Origin of the sequence: Humibacter sp. RRB41, from assembly GCF_022761015.1 — a bacterium.
Lineage (GTDB): Bacteria > Actinomycetota > Actinomycetes > Actinomycetales > Microbacteriaceae > Humibacter.
Window position 1 is genome coordinate 1 of the sequence record NZ_JAKWJQ010000004.1, and the last position, 16,977, is coordinate 16,977.

The 16,977-nt window shown below is 67.3% G+C and carries 16 protein-coding genes; 10 read left to right on the forward strand and 6 right to left on the reverse strand.

The annotated features are described in order from the left end of the window. Together MJ603_RS11325 and MJ603_RS11330 are read left to right on the forward strand one after the other, a co-directional pair. Positions 1-400, forward strand: a 400-nt coding sequence (locus MJ603_RS11325; protein ID WP_243063839.1) for an HNH endonuclease signature motif containing protein, incomplete at its 5' end; no start/stop codon positions are given. Between the two features lie 96 nt (positions 401-496). Continuing rightward, positions 497-1,384 (forward strand): fructose bisphosphate aldolase, encoded by an 888-nt coding sequence (locus MJ603_RS11330; RefSeq protein WP_243063840.1) that lies wholly within the window; start codon positions 497-499, stop codon positions 1,382-1,384. A 27-nt stretch (positions 1,385-1,411) separates the two neighbouring features. On the opposite strand, the gene MJ603_RS11335 is transcribed toward MJ603_RS11330, so the two are convergent. After that, positions 1,412-1,984, reverse strand: a complete 573-nt coding sequence (locus MJ603_RS11335) for a TetR/AcrR family transcriptional regulator (RefSeq protein WP_243063841.1) — start codon at positions 1,982-1,984, stop codon at positions 1,412-1,414. A 98-nt stretch (positions 1,985-2,082) separates the two neighbouring features. On the opposite strand from MJ603_RS11335, the gene MJ603_RS11340 reads away from it, so the two are divergent. From MJ603_RS11340 to MJ603_RS11365, 6 genes are all read left to right on the forward strand, one after another. Continuing rightward, entirely contained in the window at positions 2,083-2,988 is a 906-nt protein-coding gene (locus MJ603_RS11340; protein WP_308220591.1) for an alpha/beta hydrolase, read from the forward strand. 165 nt (positions 2,989-3,153) lie between these two features. Beyond that, complete coding sequence (locus MJ603_RS11345; protein WP_243064262.1) at positions 3,154-4,500, forward strand: aminotransferase class V-fold PLP-dependent enzyme; 1,347 nt, start codon at positions 3,154-3,156, stop codon at positions 4,498-4,500. A gap of 107 nt (positions 4,501-4,607) precedes the next feature. Further along, positions 4,608-6,254: an ABC transporter substrate-binding protein gene (locus MJ603_RS11350; protein ID WP_243063842.1), complete on the forward strand. Its 1,647-nt coding sequence runs from the start codon at positions 4,608-4,610 to the stop codon at positions 6,252-6,254. Further along, positions 6,251-7,975: an ABC transporter ATP-binding protein gene (locus MJ603_RS11355; protein ID WP_243063843.1), complete on the forward strand. Its 1,725-nt coding sequence runs from the start codon at positions 6,251-6,253 to the stop codon at positions 7,973-7,975. The genes MJ603_RS11350 and MJ603_RS11355 overlap by 4 nt, the downstream gene beginning before the upstream one ends. Beyond that, complete coding sequence (locus MJ603_RS11360; protein ID WP_243063844.1) at positions 7,972-8,910, forward strand: ABC transporter permease; 939 nt, start codon at positions 7,972-7,974, stop codon at positions 8,908-8,910. The genes MJ603_RS11355 and MJ603_RS11360 overlap by 4 nt, the downstream gene beginning before the upstream one ends. Next, complete coding sequence (locus MJ603_RS11365) at positions 8,910-9,905, forward strand: ABC transporter permease (protein ID WP_243063845.1); 996 nt, start codon at positions 8,910-8,912, stop codon at positions 9,903-9,905. The genes MJ603_RS11360 and MJ603_RS11365 overlap by 1 nt, the downstream gene beginning before the upstream one ends. Here MJ603_RS11365 and MJ603_RS11370 read toward each other — a convergent pair. Next, positions 9,892-10,518, reverse strand: coding sequence for a hypothetical protein (locus MJ603_RS11370; protein WP_243063846.1), 627 nt, complete (start codon positions 10,516-10,518; stop codon positions 9,892-9,894). The two genes, MJ603_RS11365 and MJ603_RS11370, sit on opposite strands and share 14 nt — an antisense overlap. Before the next feature lie 140 nt (positions 10,519-10,658). Here MJ603_RS11370 and MJ603_RS11375 point away from each other — a divergent pair, with 140 nt between their 5' ends. Continuing rightward, positions 10,659-11,654 carry a S9 family peptidase gene (locus MJ603_RS11375; RefSeq protein ID WP_243063847.1) on the forward strand — a complete coding sequence of 332 codons (996 nt, stop codon included), beginning with the start codon at positions 10,659-10,661 and terminating at the stop codon, positions 11,652-11,654. On the opposite strand, the gene MJ603_RS11380 is transcribed toward MJ603_RS11375, so the two are convergent. Next, positions 11,651-13,375 (reverse strand): amidase, encoded by a 1,725-nt coding sequence (locus tag MJ603_RS11380; RefSeq protein WP_243063848.1) that lies wholly within the window; start codon positions 13,373-13,375, stop codon positions 11,651-11,653. The genes MJ603_RS11375 and MJ603_RS11380 overlap by 4 nt on opposite strands. Beyond that, positions 13,372-13,851, reverse strand: coding sequence for a MarR family winged helix-turn-helix transcriptional regulator (locus tag MJ603_RS11385; protein WP_243063849.1), 480 nt, complete (start codon positions 13,849-13,851; stop codon positions 13,372-13,374). Before MJ603_RS11385 ends, MJ603_RS11380 begins: the two co-directional genes overlap by 4 nt. Before the next feature lie 49 nt (positions 13,852-13,900). Here MJ603_RS11385 and MJ603_RS11390 point away from each other — a divergent pair, with 49 nt between their 5' ends. Then, positions 13,901-15,331: an MFS transporter gene (locus MJ603_RS11390; protein WP_243063850.1), complete on the forward strand. Its 1,431-nt coding sequence runs from the start codon at positions 13,901-13,903 to the stop codon at positions 15,329-15,331. On the opposite strand, the gene MJ603_RS11395 is transcribed toward MJ603_RS11390, so the two are convergent. Further along, entirely contained in the window at positions 15,313-15,876 is a 564-nt protein-coding gene (locus tag MJ603_RS11395; protein WP_243063851.1) for a dihydrofolate reductase family protein, read from the reverse strand. The genes MJ603_RS11390 and MJ603_RS11395 overlap by 19 nt on opposite strands. 9 nt (positions 15,877-15,885) lie before the next feature. After that, positions 15,886-16,950 (reverse strand): NYN domain-containing protein, encoded by a 1,065-nt coding sequence (locus tag MJ603_RS11400; protein WP_243063852.1) that lies wholly within the window; start codon positions 16,948-16,950, stop codon positions 15,886-15,888. Positions 16,951-16,977: the final 27 nt, after the last annotated feature.

Genomic DNA, 16,977 nt, shown 5'->3' on the forward strand with positions numbered 1-16,977 from the left:
CGCGGAACTCCTCGGCTACGGACCCATCGACCCGCGCAGCGCCGCAGCGAGCCTGCACAACGCGCCCGCGTTCCACCGGGTGATCAACGACCCGGTCGCACCGGCGAACCTGAACCTGGACCGACGTAGCTACCGACCCACCGCAGCACAACGACGCTGGTTGAAGATCCGATACGGACTCATCGACGACGCCGCCCCCTACCTGGCACCGGACGCGGAAATCGACCACGCCATCGAATACCAACACGGCGGCATGACCAACGTGAGCAACCTACTGCCGTTGAAGAAACGCCTCCACCGGATCAAAACCGTCACCCGCATCCGAATCGAACCGAAACCCGACGGCACCATCCGAATCCGCACACCCACCGGATACGACACCGACCCACCACCGTTCTAAAGGCCCGAAAGGTCCGCGACCTAGATTCGAAGGGTCGGCGACGCCCTCATGGAGCAATGCTTGCCGGGGCCGAGCGCCGGTGCTGGACTGGGGATCATGAACGACGAGCAGCGCGAGCGCATGCGAGACGGCAAGGGATTCATCGCGGCCCTCGACCAGAGTGGCGGCAGCACGCCGAAGGCACTCGCCGCGTACGGCATCGGCAAAGACCGATACCACTCGGAGGCCGAGATGTTCGACCTGGTGCACGAGATGCGCACGCGCGTGATCACGAGCCCTGTGTTCACGTCCGAGCACATCCTGGCCGCCATCCTCTTCACGCAGACGATGCGGCGGCAGATCGACGACATCGACACCGCCGACTACCTGTGGGAGCGAAAGCACATCGTGCCGTTCCTCAAGGTGGACGAAGGGCTGATGGACACGGCCGACGGTGTGCAGCTGATGAAGCCGATCCCGAATCTGCCGCAGCTTCTCGAGGAAGCCGTGGGCAGACGCATCTTCGGCACGAAGGCGCGTTCGGTGATCGCCGCGAACGATGCGAAGGGCATCCGGGCCATCGTCGACCAGCAGTTCGCCCTAGCGCGACAGATCGGCGAGGCGGGTCTGGTGCCGATCATCGAACCCGAGATCGACATCCATGCCGCCGACAAGGCGTCAGTCGAAGAGACCTTCCGCGGGACCGTGCTGGACGCACTCGACGCACTGCCCGGCGACTACGAGGTGATGCTGAAGGTGACCCTGCCGGAGCGCGACGACTGGTATGCACCGCTGATCGAGCATCCGGGAGTGCTCAGGGTCGTTGCGCTCTCGGGAGGATACAGCCGCGAGGAGGCCGATGCCCGGCTGGCCCGCAACCACGGACTCATCGCGAGCTTCAGCCGCGCCCTGCTCGACGGACTCGACGTGGAGCAGACGCAGGCCGAGTTCGATGCGACGCTCAAGGCATCCGTCGACGCCATCTACGACTCGTCGATCACCTGAAGTCCCGTGGCCGCCCGCGTGCCGCGACTAAGCGGCGACGGCTGAGCCGGCCAGAGCCGCCATGCGGTGCAGGCGTTCGTCGTCGGCACCGAGTCGGCTGACAGCGATCAGGCCTTGTGAGAACGCCACCAGGGTCGCGGCGAGCGAACTCGCGTCGGTGTCGTCATAGCTCTTCCCCCTGGGGAGACGTGAGCGAACGGCCTGCTCCATCGCGGCATTGGTGCGTGAGGCGATCATGCGGATCTCCGGATGCTCGGAGCCCAGCTCGCCGAGGCTGTTCAGCATGAGACATCCGCGGCGATCGGGTTGCCCTGCGCAGTCCTCGGCAATCGCGGTGAGGAAGCGGGTGGCGACGTCGCGGCGTGAGCCTCCATCGGAGACCGCGGCACGAACGAGGGCGACGCGATCGGCGCAGTAGCGCTCGAAGGCCACCAGGAACAGTGCCCATTTGTTCCCATAGGCGGCATAGATGCTGCTTGTGCCGACACCCGAACGGCGCGCGATCTCCTGTAGCGACGTCGCTGCGTATCCGCGACTCCAGAACACCTGGGTCGCCTGAGCGATCAGCTGATCTTCATCGAATTCCCGTCGTCGAGCCATGGGCGCACCATATCAGCGGAGTCGCGGGCGTCCGTTCGCAAGCCGTTCACCCGCGAGGGGAAGGATTCACTTGATTATGGAATCACAATTCCACAATAATGGGGCAGAGCGATCCGGATGCGATCGGCACAGCAGTGCCGTTCCGGGTGGTCATCGTCCGTCACGAAGAAGGAGCAGCTCATATGCCGTACATCACCACTGCCGATGGCACCGAGATCTACTACACCGATCAGGGGGAGGGTCAGCCGATCGTGTTGAGTCACGGCTGGCCGCTGAGCTCCGACGCATGGCAGGTGGAGTTGAAGGTGTTCGCGGATGCCGGCTACCGCACCATCGCCCACGATCGCCGCGGCCACGGGCGGTCGTCGAAGACGTACACGGGCAACGACATGACCACCTATGCGAGGGACCTGTCCGAGCTGATCGAGCACCTCGACCTGCATGACGTCGTTCTGGTCGGCCACTCCACCGGAGGCGGCGAGGTCGTGCGGTACGCGGCGCAGTTCGCGAACGGTCGTGTGGCGAAGGTGGTCACAGCGGGCGCGGTGCCGCCGATCATGCTGAAGTCGGACTCGAATCCGGAGGGCACACCAATCGAGGCGTTCGACGGCATCAGGGAGGGAGTGTTGAAGGACCGTTCGCAGTTCTATCAGGACCTCGCGCTGCCGTTCTACGGCGGCAACCGGGACAACTCGGGGCTGTCGAAGGGGCTCATCGACGACTTCTGGCGTCAGGGCATGCTGGTGAACCTCGCCGCAGCCTACGACTGCGTCAAGGCGTTCAGCGAGACGGATCAGACCGAGGATCTGAAGGCGATCGACGTGCCGATCTTCATCGCGCAGGGCGACGACGACCAGATCGTGCCGATCGCGGCCGCTGCGGAGAAGTCGATCAAGCTCGTCAAGGACGGCACACTCAAGGTCTACCCGGGCGCCTCGCACGGAATCTGGGGTGCGTACCAGGAGGAGCTCGACAAGGACATCCTCGAGTTCATCAAGAAGTAGCGCACGCGATTCGGCCCCGCGAACCACGTGTTCCGCGGGGCCGCGTCGTCGGCGCTGGTCGTTTCCCCGCGCGGTATGAGATCGTCGAGTGCGGCGGCGGATGCCGGTGGGCCGCGCGGAAGGAGCAGTGCGGTGGCGCAAGACGCGGAAGTGAAGGGCGATCGGATGCACGCGGTCTCGACCGAGACGGAAGTGCTGGTCGATCAGGTGCTCGAGTACGCGAGGCAGCGCATCCTCTCGGTCGACACGCCGCTCGACAAGACCTACACGCAGCAGGAGCTCGAGCAGCTGGCGGGACGCTCCGTACTGGAGCAGGGGATCGGTGCCGAACGGGCGCTCGCCGTGTTCGCGGATGTTCTCGCCCCCGCCTGCATCACCACCGACCACCCGAACTATCTCGCGTTCATCCCGACGGCGCCCACGAAGGCCGCGACAGCGTTCGACCTGGTGGTCTCCGCCAGCGCCGTCTACGGCGGGTCGTGGCTGGAGGGATCCGGCGCGGTCTACGCCGAGAACGAGGTGCTGTCGTTCCTGGCTGCGGAGTTCGGGCTGCCTGAGAGCGCCGGCGGCGTCTTCGTGCAGGGCGGAACGCTGGGCAACCTCTCAGCCCTGGTCGCGGCGCGCGAGAACGCACGTGCGCAGCGAGGAAACCCGACGACGAGGTGGGCCGTCGTGTGCAGCGCGGAGGCGCACTCGTCCATCGCATCGGCCGCCCGGGTGATGGATGTCGAGGTGATCCCGGTGGACGCCGGCGAGAGCGGCGTGCTCACCGGTGACGCGGTGCGACCCGTGCTGGAGAGTCGCGGTGGTGACGTCTTCGCGGTCGTCGCGACGGCCGGGTCGACGAACTTCGGCATCGTCGATGACCTGGCGTCGATCGCGGCGCTGAAACAGGAGCATCCGTTCTGGTTGCATGTGGACGGCGCGTACGGGCTGGCCGGCATGCTGTCGCAGCGGGCGCGGCCGCTGTTCGCGGGCGTGGAAGAGGCCGACTCGGTGATCGTCGACCCGCACAAGTGGCTGTTCGCTCCCTTCGACGCTTGCGCGCTGATCTACCGCGACCCCGAGGCGGGGCGCCGCGCGCACACCCAGCACGCCGAATACCTCGACACCCTCACAGAGGCGACGGAGTGGAGTCCCTCGGACTACGCGGTGCACCTCACCCGCCGCGCGAGAGGCCTGCCGCTCTGGTTCTCGCTGGCCACGCACGGCGCCGCCGCGTATCGGGATGCCGTCACGACGTCACTGCAGCTCGCCCAGCGGATCGCGGCCGAGATCGAGTCTCGCGAGGGCTTCCGGCTCGTGCGCAAACCCCAGCTCTCGGTGGTGGTCTACGAGCGAGACGGCTGGACGAAGGAGCACTACGCCGCCTGGTCTGCGCGTCTGCTCGAGGAGCAGCGTGCTTTCGTCACACCCAGCTCGCACGCCGGAAGGCCGAACACACGGTTCGCACTGCTGAACCCGCGCACCACGTTCGAGTCGCTGGTGGGCATCCTCGACTCGATGGACTGAGGAATGCGCGAAGCGTCTCAGGCGTTGGCCTGATCGCCGGCGGCGACCGACGCCACATTGCGTCATGCGATTTCGCCCCCTGTTCGCGCTGGCAGAAACTGGAAGATATGCGAAGAATCACCACAGCGGCTGCCGTCATCGCGGCTGCCGCGCTCGTTCTGACCGGCTGCTCCTCACCGAGCTCGAACTCCACGACCAAGGCCGGCGGAACGCTCACCATCCTGACTCCGTCGACGACCGTGTCCCTCGACCCCGCTTCCAGCCAGAACCTGGCGACGACGACCCTCGGGCTGCTCGATCGTCGATTGACCACGTGGGAGGTGCAGCCGGGTAAGGACGCCAAGGTCGTTCCCGACCTGGCGACCAACACGGGCGTCGTGAGCGACGGCGGCAAGACGTGGACGTACACGCTCAAGTCGGGCGTCAAGTTCTCGGACGGCAAGGCGATCACCAGCGAAGACGTCAAGTACGGAGTCGAGCGCTCGTTCAGCAACCAGTTGCAGGGCGGCCTGAGCTACCACAAGACACTGCTCGTCGGCGGCAGCACCTACGAGGGCCCGTTCACCGGCAAGGACCTGCCGTCGATCTCCACGCCTGACGACAAGACCATCGTCTTCCACCTCGACAAGTCGTTCGGCGACTGGCCGTGGATCGCGTCGATGCCGGCGTTCACCCCCGTCGAGAAGGCCAATGGCAACCCAGCGACGTACGCGAAGGCGCCGATCACCTCCGGCCCGTACAAGGTGGAGTCCATCAAGGACGGCACTTCGCTGACACTGGTGCGCAACAAGTACTGGAGCTCGAAGACCGACTCGGTGCGCACGGCCACCGCCGACAAGGTGGTGTTCCAGGAGAGCCAGAATCAGACCACCGCGGTGCAGAACCTGATCAACGACACCGGCGCGTACAAGGATGCCTTCGGCGCGCAGTACCTCGGGGCATCCGACCTGGCATCCGTTAACGCCAACTCGAGCGCGAAGCAGCGCGTCGCGACCTCGTCAGCCGGCCCTATCCAGTATCTGTCGCTGAACACGCAGCGTGGCGAGCTCAAGAACCTGCAGGTTCGTCAGGCGATCGAGTACGCCGTCGACAAGAAGTCGTATCTCGTCGCATCCGGCGGCGCACAGGCCGGCACGCTGGCCTCGACGCTGATCACGCCGGGCATCGCGGGCCGCGTGAACTACAACCTGTACAAGGCGCCATCGACCGGTGACGTGAGCAAGGCGAAGAGCCTGCTCGCGAAGGCCGGAGTCACCTCGCTGAACCTCACGCTGCTCACGCAGAACGACACAGCGTCGACAGCTCAGGCGCAGGCTATTCAGGAGGGCCTGAAGCGCGTCGGCATCACCGTCACGCTGAAGCCCGAAGACGCCGACTCGTTCTACACCGACGTCGCCGTGAGCAACCCGACGTTCGACTTGGCGATGATGAGCTGGCAGCCGGACTTCCCGTCGGCCAATGCGAACATCTCGCCGCTGTTCGACTCGAGCCAGATCGGCAATGGCAACTACAACGTGTCGCAGTACTCGAACCGGGCCGTCGACACCGCGATCGCCGCAGCACAGGCGGAGGTCGACCAGAAGAAGGCTCAGTCCGACTGGGCCGCGATCGACAAGCAGATCATGGCGGATGCCCCGGTCGTGCCGCTCATCTACGCCAAGCAGTCCTTCCTGCACGGCTCGGGCGTCGGCAACTTCTTCATCCCGTCGTTCCCGGCCTACCCGGACTACATGACGCTGACGTTGAGCAAGTGACCGAAGGAGCAGTGAGCCCTCAGCACCGCGAGCCGGTGCTGAGGGTACGGGATCTCTCGATCTCGTTTGCACAGCAGGGTGAAGCCGACCGGGTCGTGGACCGGGTCGGCTTCACCCTGTACTCCGGCCAGGTGCTCGCCCTCGTCGGAGAGTCGGGGTCGGGCAAGTCGGTGACCGCGATGAGCGTGCTCGGTCTGCTGCCCGACTCCGCCACCGTGAGCGGCAGCATCGAGTTGAACGGAAACGAGCTCGTCGGAGCGCCAGGCGCCGAGCTGCGCCGCGTGCGGGGTGGACTCATCGGCACCGTCTTCCAAGAGCCGATGAGCGCATTCGACCCGGTGTTCCCGATCGGCCGCCAGATCGCCGAGGCGATCAACGTGCACCGGCCGATCCGCGCCAAGGCCGAACTGCGTGCCCGCGTCGAGGAGTTGCTGGCCACCGTCGGGCTGCCGGATTCCCGTCGCATCGCCGCGTCGTATCCGCACGAGCTTTCCGGCGGGCAGCTGCAGCGAGCGATGATCGCAATGGCGATCAGCTGCGACCCCGTCGCGATCATCGCCGATGAGCCGACGACGGCACTGGATGTCACGGTGCAGGCCGGCATCCTCGACCTGCTGCGTTCGCTGCGGGACACCAGAGACACGGCCATCCTGCTCATCACGCACGACATGGGCGTCGTGGCAGACCTCGCGGACGATGTGCTCGTGATGCGTGCCGGCGAGGTCGTCGAGCGCGGGCCGGTCGAGACGGTCTTCGCCGCGCCGACGTCGGACTACACGAAGCGGCTCCTGGCCGCCGTGCCGACGCTCGCCGAACTCGACGTCGCGACCGTCACGGAGGCGACTCCCGTCGTCGCAGCCGGGATAGAAGCCGAGATAGAAGCCCAGCCGGATGCCTCCGCGGATGACGCAGCCGTGCTCGCGAACGCGTCCGTCGTCTTCCACCGCCGCGGCGTCGCCGTTCGCGCCGTCGACGGTGTGAGCTTCGAGATCGGACGAAGCGAGGTCGTCGGGCTCGTCGGTGAGTCCGGATCGGGAAAGTCCACGATCGGGCGTGCCCTCGCAGGGCTCGTGCCGATCGTCGAGGGCCGCGCGACGGTCGCCGGCGTGCAGCTGGCGGGATCGTCGCGAAGGCTGAGGCGCGACATCCGCAGCCGCATCGGGTACGTGTTCCAAGACCCGGCGTCGTCGCTCAACCCGCGCAACCGCGTCGGCGACAGCATCGCGGAACCGCTCATGGTGCACACCGGGATGTCCCGCGCCGAGCGCGCCGACCGGGTGAGCGACCTGCTGCGGCAGGTCAGCCTGCCGCTCGACTTCGCCGAGCGCTACCCGCACGAACTCTCCGGCGGGCAGCGCCAGCGCGTCGCCATCGCGCGCGCCCTCGCGCTCGAGCCGAGACTCTTGATCGCAGACGAGCCGACGAGTGCGCTGGATGTCTCGGTGCAGGCATCCGTGCTCGATCTGCTCCAGGAACTGCAACGCCGACTCGGCTTCGCGTGTCTGTTCATCAGCCACGATCTGGCCGTCGTGCGTCGTCTCGCCGATTCGGTCGTCGTGCTGCGCGATGGACGCGTCGTCGAGCGGGGAGATGCGGCGAGCGTGCTGGCGGCGCCGTCCGACCCGTACACGAAGCGGCTGCTCGCCGCTGCTCCCGTCGCCGACCCGGAGGCGCAGACCGCACGGCGTGAGGCATGGCGGTTGCTCGAGGAGATCGCATGAACGTCTGGAACCACCTGCGCAGAGACCCGTGGGCGCTGGCGGGCATCGTCGTCGTCCTCGTGTTCGTGCTGGCCGCGATCTTCGCCCCTCTGATCACCGGCATCAACGGGCAGAACCCGTACTCGTACCATCTCGGGGCCCTCGACTCGAACGGTTCGCCCAAGGGCTTCGGCGGCGGCATCTCGTGGCAGCACTGGTTCGGCGTGGAACCGCTGACCGGCCGCGACCTGTTCTCGATCGTCGTCTACGGCGGACGGGTGTCGATCACGGTCGGAGTGCTCGCCACCGTGATCGCCGTCGCGCTCGGCGTGCTGGTCGGCATCACCGCCGGATACTTCGGCGGCTGGTACGACCGCATCGCGAGCAGGGTGGTCGACGTGATGCTCGGCTTCCCGAGCCTCATCTTCATGATCTCGCTCACCGCGATCGTCGCGGCCAGTTTTCCGCGCCCGGTGCTCATGGTGCTGATCATCGGCTTCTTCGGCTGGCCGGCCGTGGCCCGCGTGGTGCGCGGTCAGGTGCTGTCGCTGCGACAGCGCACGTACGTCGTGGCGTCGCAGGCGATGGGCGCCGGCTCGGCGCACGTGCTCTGGCGCCAGCTTCTGCCGAACGTGGGGTCGACGATCATCGTCTACGCGACCATCCTGATCCCCGCCATGATCGGCACGGAGGCTGCGCTCTCGTTCCTCGGCGTCGGGGTGCCGCCGCCCACGCCGTCGTGGGGTCGCACGATCGGCAACGCCGTGGCCTGGTTCTCCACCGACCCCGCCTACCTGCTGTTCCCTGGAGGGGCGCTCTTCTTCATCACGCTCGCGTTCAACGCGTTCGGCGACGGGCTGCGGGATGCCCTCGATCCACGCGTGAATCGCCGCCGCTCCCGCAGACGGCAGTCCGCGACGACGACCGAGGCCGCGACGACGAGAGCGGCCGGCTGATGCGCATCGCCCGTTACATCGCGTTCCGCCTGCTCGGCGTGGTCATCGTGCTGCTGGTGGTCACGGCGATCACGTACGTGATCTTCTATCTGCTGCCCTCCAACCCGGCGCAGCTCTCCTGTGGCAAGCCCTGCACGCCGGAGAACCTCGCGCGAGCGAAGGAGTATCTCGGGCTCAACCTGCCGTGGTACGGCCAGCTCTGGGAGTTCCTCAAGGGCATCGTCGTCGGCCGCTCGTTCGGCGCCGGTACCGGCACGATCGTCTGTTCTGCGCCCTGCCTCGGCTACTCGTTCCAGCTGAGCACGCCCGTGACCGAGCTCATCCTGACCCACTTCCCGGTCACCGCGTCGATCGCTGTGGGGGCTGCCGTTCTCTGGCTCGTCACGGGTGTTCTCGGCGGGACGATCGCAGCGGTGCGTCGTGGAAAGGGAGCTGACAAGGCCATCATGACGGTGGCGATCGCGGGGGTCTCCGCTCCCGCCTATCTCGTTGGGATGCTGCTGATCCTGCTGTTCGGATTCCGGCTCGGCTGGCTGCCGACCGGTGGCTACGAACCGCTGACGGAAGACCCGGTCGGATGGTTCCTGCACCTGATCCTGCCGTGGTGCGCCCTCGCGTTCATCAGCGCCGCGGTCTACGCCCGTCTGACGCGTGGTGAGCTGCTCGAGCAGTTCGGGCAGGACTACGTGCGTACCGCGAGGGCGAAGGGACTGACCGAACGTGTCGTTGTCGTGCGGCACGGCCTGCGCAACGCGCTGATCCCGGTCGTCACGATCTTCGGCCTCGACCTCGGCACGCTGCTCGGCGGTGCGGTGATCACGGAGCGGGTGTTCTCGATGCAAGGGATCGGGTCGCTGCTGATCACCGCGATCGGAACGCTGGACCTACAGGTCGTCGTCGGGGTGACCCTGTTCTCGGCCATCCTCATCGCTGTTGCGAACGTGATCGTCGACATCGTCTACGGCATCATCGACCCGCGGGTCAGGGCAGCCTGAGGCGGTTCAGGCGGCGTGCGACCACGAGCATGTAGACGCCGTAGGCGGTCGTTGCGTTGGCGGCGGCCAGCGCGACGATGGTCCAGACCGTGTCCCTCGGCGTGGACGTGAAGAGCAGCAGCGCGATCCCGAGCAGCGCGAAGAGGATCGTCCAGGCGGCGATGTAGTAGTCGATCGTGCGCTCGAAGACGCGCGCGAGCGGAATGAAGTGCGAGCCGACGATCAGGGCGATCACCGGGTTCAGATAGTCGGAGTTCCCTGTCGCGCTCAGGATGCCGCCTGCCACCCCGATCAGCACGAATTCGATGCCGAAGATGATGCCGAACTGTCGGCCGATGCTGGTGGTTCGCCCGATGCGCTCGTCGGTGTCGATGGTCGGCGCGCGACGAGCTGAGCCGAACAGGCGAACGGCGACGACGACGAAGACGATGGCGAAGACGGCGTACGCCGCGAACACCGGCGTCGCGATCGCAGGCGAGACGGTCCCGAAAAGCCAGGATGCCCAGAGCAGCGTGAAGAACGCCATCAGCAGCAGGCCTCCCGCGACGCCGACGTACGCGACGCGTGGGATGGCGTCGGCGGCGGGTGTGGCTGGGGCATTCTGACTGGGCATCGGCGGTCCTTTCGATGGGGTCACGGCATCCGAGACCATCATGTTCGGCCGGCCGCGACGCCGCGCGTGCCGCCCGTCACGGCGCGCCGGTGACATCTGTCACGGGTGCCGGCGTCGCCCGGCGCTGCGAGACTGTCGACATGACCGTATCGACCGACGTCTCCTGGGTTCTCGATGACATCACGATGGAGGGGACCGTCATGCGGCCGGACGGCGACGGGCCGTTCCCGGCGGTCGTGCTGGTGGCGGGGAGCGGACCGACCGACCGCGACTGGTGCTCGCCGATGCTGCCAGGATCCAACGGCAGCGGTCGGCTCTTCGCCGAAGCGTTCGCGAATGCGGGCATCGCCTCGCTGCGCTACGACAAGCGGGCATCCGGACCGCACGCCATGCAGAATGTGCCGAAGCTGATCGGCACGATGAGCATGGCCTCGCACCTCGATGAGCTGGTCGCCGCCGTCGACGTGCTCGCGGCGCAGGAGTTCGTGGACCCGACACGCATCGTGGGGCTCGGCAACAGCGAGGGCACTCTGCACGTTCTGCACTACGCAACGAGTGACCAGAGTGTGCCGTTCGTCGGCCTCGTGCTCGCGGCACCGCCCGGCCGGCCGATCAAGGATGTGCTGTTGGCGCAGCTCGCTTCGCAGGCCTCCCAGCTGCCCGGCGGCACGGAGCTGATGCCCAAGGTCGAAGAGGCGGCCGCCAGATACGCGGCCGGCGAGTCGATGGATCCGGACCCGGCACTGCCCGACAGCGTGCGCATGGTGCTTTCGAGCTTCGAGGCTCCTGCCAACCTGCCGTTCGCGCGCGAGCTCTGGGTCGAGTCTGCCGTCGACACGATCGCGCGGGTCGGCATCCCGACGCTCGTGCTCATCGGCGGCCACGACGTGCAGATCGATGAGTATGCGGACGGCGATCCTTTACGGCAGGCGGCCGTGGCGAACGCCGGGGTGACGTTCGCGTTCCCTCCGCATGCGAACCACGTGTTCAAAGAAGACGGTCGCACGCCGCAGGAGGTCGCGACGTCACCGGGCAACGGGTACAACGAGCCGGGAACGCGTCTGGATCCGGAGAGCCTGACGATCATCCTCGACTGGCTGGCCGGAGTTTTCGGCACTGCGCGCGGCCGAAGCTAGAGCCGAGGCGTGCGGGGTGGCTCGGCTCGGCGCTCGCCTGTCGCCTCGAAGGCGGCGGCGAGCGTGAGCAGCGCCGTGTCGTCGTAAGCGCGACCGGCGAAGGTGAGGCCAACGGGCATCCCGATGTCGGCCATGGTCCCCATCGGAACCGTCACCGTCGGGATGCCGAGGTGTCGCGGTACGAGGTTGCCGTTGGACACCCAGACGCCGTTGCGCCAGCCGAGATCGGCCGATGCGGGGTTCACGTCCATGTCCGCAGGTCCCACGTCGGCGACGGCGGGGAACGCCACGGCGTCGAGACCGAGCCAGTCCATCCACTCCTCGAGGTCGACACGTCGCGTCTCCTCGAGCCCGCGCACGCCCGCCTCGAGATGCGGGATGTCGGTGAACGACGCATACGGATGCTCGCGCACCACCTTCGGATACGTCGCGATGTCATCGTCGAACCCCGTGTACCTGTCGGGGAGCGCGCCGGGCGGCAGCGGGAAGATGGTGGCTCCGTCGACCCCGTCGAGCCCGCGGAGGTGGGGGTCGCCGTTGGCTTTCAAGAAGTCGTCCCACGCCCACGCCGACAGGTCGACGATCTCGTTGCGCAGGAACTCCGGTGAGACGAGCCCGCGAGTGGCGATCGTCGGCGCACCTGGCCGGTCGCCCTCGTAGTTCGTGACGGCCGGGAAGTCGACCTCGACCACCTCGGCACCGGCCGCTTCGAGGTCGGAGCGTGCGGTGCGCCACAGTGCGAGCACGGACTCCCTCGTGACGATCGGCCGCCCCGTCGAGCCGCCGATGCCGGGATGCTCGCCGGTGCCGGCATTCGGATCGGCGTTGATGTACATGCGCGGAACTCCGACCCGCTTGCCGTGCAATGTCGACTGCGCGGCCGCGCGAGACGACGGCGCGAGGGCCGGATACGACGCAGGACGCACGTCGGATGCCGCAGGGATGCGCACCCACGGCTGGGCGCGCCAGAAGTCGCCGCGGGCATCCGCATCGTCGGCGACGATCACGTCGAGCACGTCGAGCAGATCGGGCATGGTGCGGGCGTGCGGCACCACAACGTCCATCGTCGGCACGAGAGGCCAGTTGCCCCGTACCGAGATCACGCCGCGTGATGGCGTGTAGGCGCACAGCGCGTTGTTGGATGCCGGGGCCCGCCCCGACGACCAGGTCTCCTCGCCGAGACCGAACGCCGCGAAGCTCGCGGCGGTCGCCGTGCCCGAACCGTTCGACGAACCGGAGCCGAACGCCGAGGTCAGCCACTCGGCGTTGTACGGGCTCTCGGCTCGACCGTAGAGGCCGCGTTGCATGCCGCCGTTGGCCATCGGCGGCATGTTGGTGAGGCCGATGAGTACGGCGCCGCCAGCGCGCAGCCGCTCGATCGTGAACGCGTCGCGCTGGGCGACGAGGTCGGCGAACGCCGGCGACCCGGCCGCGGCCGTCAGCCCGCGTGCCAGGTAGCTGTCCTTCGCGGTGTACGGGATGCCGTCGAGGGGGCCGAGGAGCTCGCCTGCAGCTCGCCGCAGGTCGGATGCCTCCGCTTCGGCGTGTGCCTCCGGGTTGCGCACGACGACGGCATTCAGCGCGGTCGCGGTGCCGCGCGCGTCGTAGGCGTCGATGCGTGCGAGGTAGGCCTCGAGCAGTTCGACTGCCGTCGCATCGCCTGCCTCGAGTGCCGACCGAAGGTCCGCGATGCTTGTCTCGACCACGTCGATGCGGCTCATCGCTCTCTCCCGTCGTCCGCCTCGACGACGCGGCGAAGCAGCTTCGTCAGAGTCGCCAACTCGCTTGTGTTCAGCACGGAGAGGTCGGTAGCTTCGCCCGATCGTGCGTACTCGATCAGTTCGGAGGCCAGTTCCTCGCCCGGAAGGGTCAGACTGATCAATTGGCGGCGCCGATCCGAGGAATCGCGTGAGCGCTCGATCGCATCCTTGTCCTCGAGCTCGTCGAGGTATCCGACGAGGTGGCTGCGGTTGAGTCCGAGCCGGTCCGCAAGTTCGTTGTGCGGCAGAGATCCGAAGTCGTGCAGACCGGCGAAGATCGCGAAGTGCGGGAGCCGGAGCCCGCGCGATGCCAGTTCGCCGACGAGCGTGGAGCGCCCGATGCGGGAGACGTGCCCTGCGAGATACGACGGCAGACCGAGCAGCGTCGGGGGGCGTCCCTGGGGCGGTGGCGCGGCATCCGTTGCTGCATCGGTCATGCGACGACACTATCAACATGACATTGTGCCGAGATGTAATGATGTCGCTATGACACAAATTATCGAAAAGCCGAAGGACGGATCCGCGAGGGTCTTCGCGGCGCTCCTGCTCGCGGTGCTGTCGTTCTCGCTGCTGCAGACCATGGTCGTTCCGGCGTTGCCGGACTTTCAGCGCGAGTTCGGGGCATCCCCGACCACGACGGCCTGGATCGTCAGCTCGTTCCTGCTGACATCGTCGGTCGGCACGATCGTGATCGGTCGGCTGGGGGACCTCTTCGGCAAACGACTTCTCTTGATCGTGAGCCTCGGCATCCTCGCCGCCGGCACGGTTCTGGCTGCGCTCGCCGGAACCGTCGGTGTGCTAATCGCGGCACGTGCTGTGCAGGGGCTGGGCGCAGGTACCTTCCCCCTCGCGTTCGGCATCGTGCGCGACCGGATGCCGCGCCATCGCGTCCCGGTGGCGATCGGCACGATCAGCGCCGTCTTCGGCATCGGGTTCGGGGTTGGCCTGGTGTTGCCGGGGCCGATCACGGATGCCCTCGGCTGGCCGTGGCTGTTCTGGACGTCGCTCGTCGTCATCCTGCTCGCGCTCGCTGGGACTCTGGCGTTCATCCCGAGGGACGGCCGATCCGAACGACGTCGGGTGCGGATCGATTGGCGGGGAGCGCTCCTGTTGAGCATCGCGCTGGTGGCTCTGCTGCTCGTGATCGGGCAGTTCCGGTCGTGGCCGATCGGGCCCGTCGTGACCATGCTGGTGCTGGCAGTGCTCGCCTTCGTCGGGTTCGTGGTGCTCGAGCTGAGGGTGGCGTCGCCGCTCGTCGATCTTCGAGTTCAACGGCGGCCGGCGCTCGTGACGGCGAATCTCACGGCACTGATCATCGGGTTCGGCATGTACGGGGCGTTCACCCTCGTTCCGCAGTTCGTGCAGACGCCGTCGTCGGCGGGATACGGCTTCGGCGCGACGGTCACCGAATCAGGTCTGTATCTGCTGCCGATGGCGGTCACGATGCTCTTCGCCGGGCCGATCGGCGGCCGGTTGGGGTCGCGCATCGGCTTCACCCCCACCCTGCTCGTCGCCTGCCTGATCGGAGCGGTCGGGTTCGGATTCTTCGCCGCCGGTCACTCCGAAGCCTGGGCGATCGTTCTCGGGTCGGGTGTTCTCGGAGTCGGGATCGGATTCGCATTCTCCGCGCTGGTGAACGTTGTGGTCGCCGCGGTCGATCCTCATGAGACGGGCGAGGCGACGGGGGTGAACACGATCGTGCGCACGATCGGCGGCTCCCTCGGCGCTCAGGTCGCCGTTGCGATCGTCACGTCCGACGTGATCGCGGGGTCGGGGCTGCCGGCGGCCGGCGGCTACACCGTGGCCTTCACCGTTTCGGCAGCCGCACTCGTTGTCGCGGCGGGAGTGGCCGGCGCCGGGATGCTGGTGGGTGCGCGATCCAGAGCGATCGCGACCTCTCAGCGCACGACGTCGTAGATCTGCTTCACGATGCCGTTCGCGTACGCCTCGTTCTCGACGACGGTGAGGCGGGTCGCATCCTTGTCGGCATCGCTGAACAGGCGCTTGCCTGCGCCGAGCAGCACGGGGAAGACGAGCAGGTGGTAGCGGTCCACGAGGCCGGCATCCGCGAGGCTCGCGCCAAGGGTCGCGCTGCCGTGCACGAGGATCGGGCCACCGTCGGTCTCTTTCAGCGCAGCGACCTCGTCGAGCGAGGGCAACAGGGTCGCCGGCCAGCGGTCGTCGTCGTTCGTGAGCGTGCGTGAGACGACGTAGCGGGGCATCGCGTTGTAGCCGGCGAAGTCGTCCATGGTCGGCCAGATCGGGGCGAACGCCTGGTAGCTGACACGACCCAGGAGCAGGGCGGATGCATCCTGCTGCTCACGTCCCTTCAGCTCGTAGGCGGCGGGATCGAAGTCGATGCCGTTGAAGGTCCAGCCCGCATTGCGATAGCCCTGCTCGCCGCCCGGCGCCTCCATGACGCCATCGACGGAGACGAACGCGGTGATGATGAGTTGTCGCATGTCTGCGACCTACCCCTTTGCCCGTCGTGGCGCGCGCTTCGACGACGCAGCAGCATCGGCTGCCTGCGGCTTCAACCGCACCAGTTGGGTCGTGCTGCTGTCGTCGAGCTCCGCGATGTCGGAGCGCGATTTGATGAAGTCCGAGAACGACCGGAAGCCGAGCTGCTTCTCGCTGAACGATGGATCCATGCGCTTGATCTGCGTCTTCACCGCCGACGAGTGCAGCCACTCGGTGTCGTCTTTCTCGTGACCGATGCGCAGGGCGCGATCAAGAAGGCCGGTCGCCTCGAGCTGTGGGTCGCGCGAGGCATCCTCGTCGTCTTCGTCGGTGTTCTGCGCCGGCGGCTCGGCCACGGGCGCCTTCGCCGTGGATTTCGCGGGAGCCTTGGTGCGCGACCTCGTTGATGCCTTGGGCGTGGCATCCTTCGTGCCGTCCTTTTCGGCATCCGGCTCGGGCTCGGGCTCGGTGACAGGCTGCGGCGCCTCGGGAGGAGCGGGGCGCTCGATGCCGGGCAGCGCGTCGTAGCTGTAGAACTCGTCGCACGCGGCGGCGAGGGTGCGGCTCGTCGAACCGGCGACGCCGATGCCCACCACGTAGCGGCCCAGTCGCTTGATGCGCTGCGCCAGAGGCACGTAGTCGCTGTCTCCCGCGACGATGACGACGTGAGTGAGGTCGGGCAGCCGGAACATGTCCTCGACGGTGTCGACGGCGAGCCGGATGTCCGCCCCGTTCTTCGCGTACGCCGCGGCAGGGAACAACTGCACGAGGTCCACCGCGCGTCCGACCAGTTGGTGGCGGTAGACGGCGTTGACGGGTGCCGACCAGTCCGCGTAGGCCCTCGTGAGCACGAGCGTGCCGAAGGATGCTGCGAAGTCGATCACCGCGCCCACGTCGACGGTGGCCGCCGAGAGCTTGGCGGCGAGGGAGGCATCCGCTCCGCCGACTGATGGATCGAATTGGCGGATCTTGTCGCGGGTGAAGGAGTTGCGCCCGTTCACCTGGTCGTAGCGGGAGATGACGATGTTGTCGAAGTCGATGTAGACGGCGACACGGCTGTCGTTCGAGTCGGGCATGTTGTCCTTCCTCCGATGACGAGACCG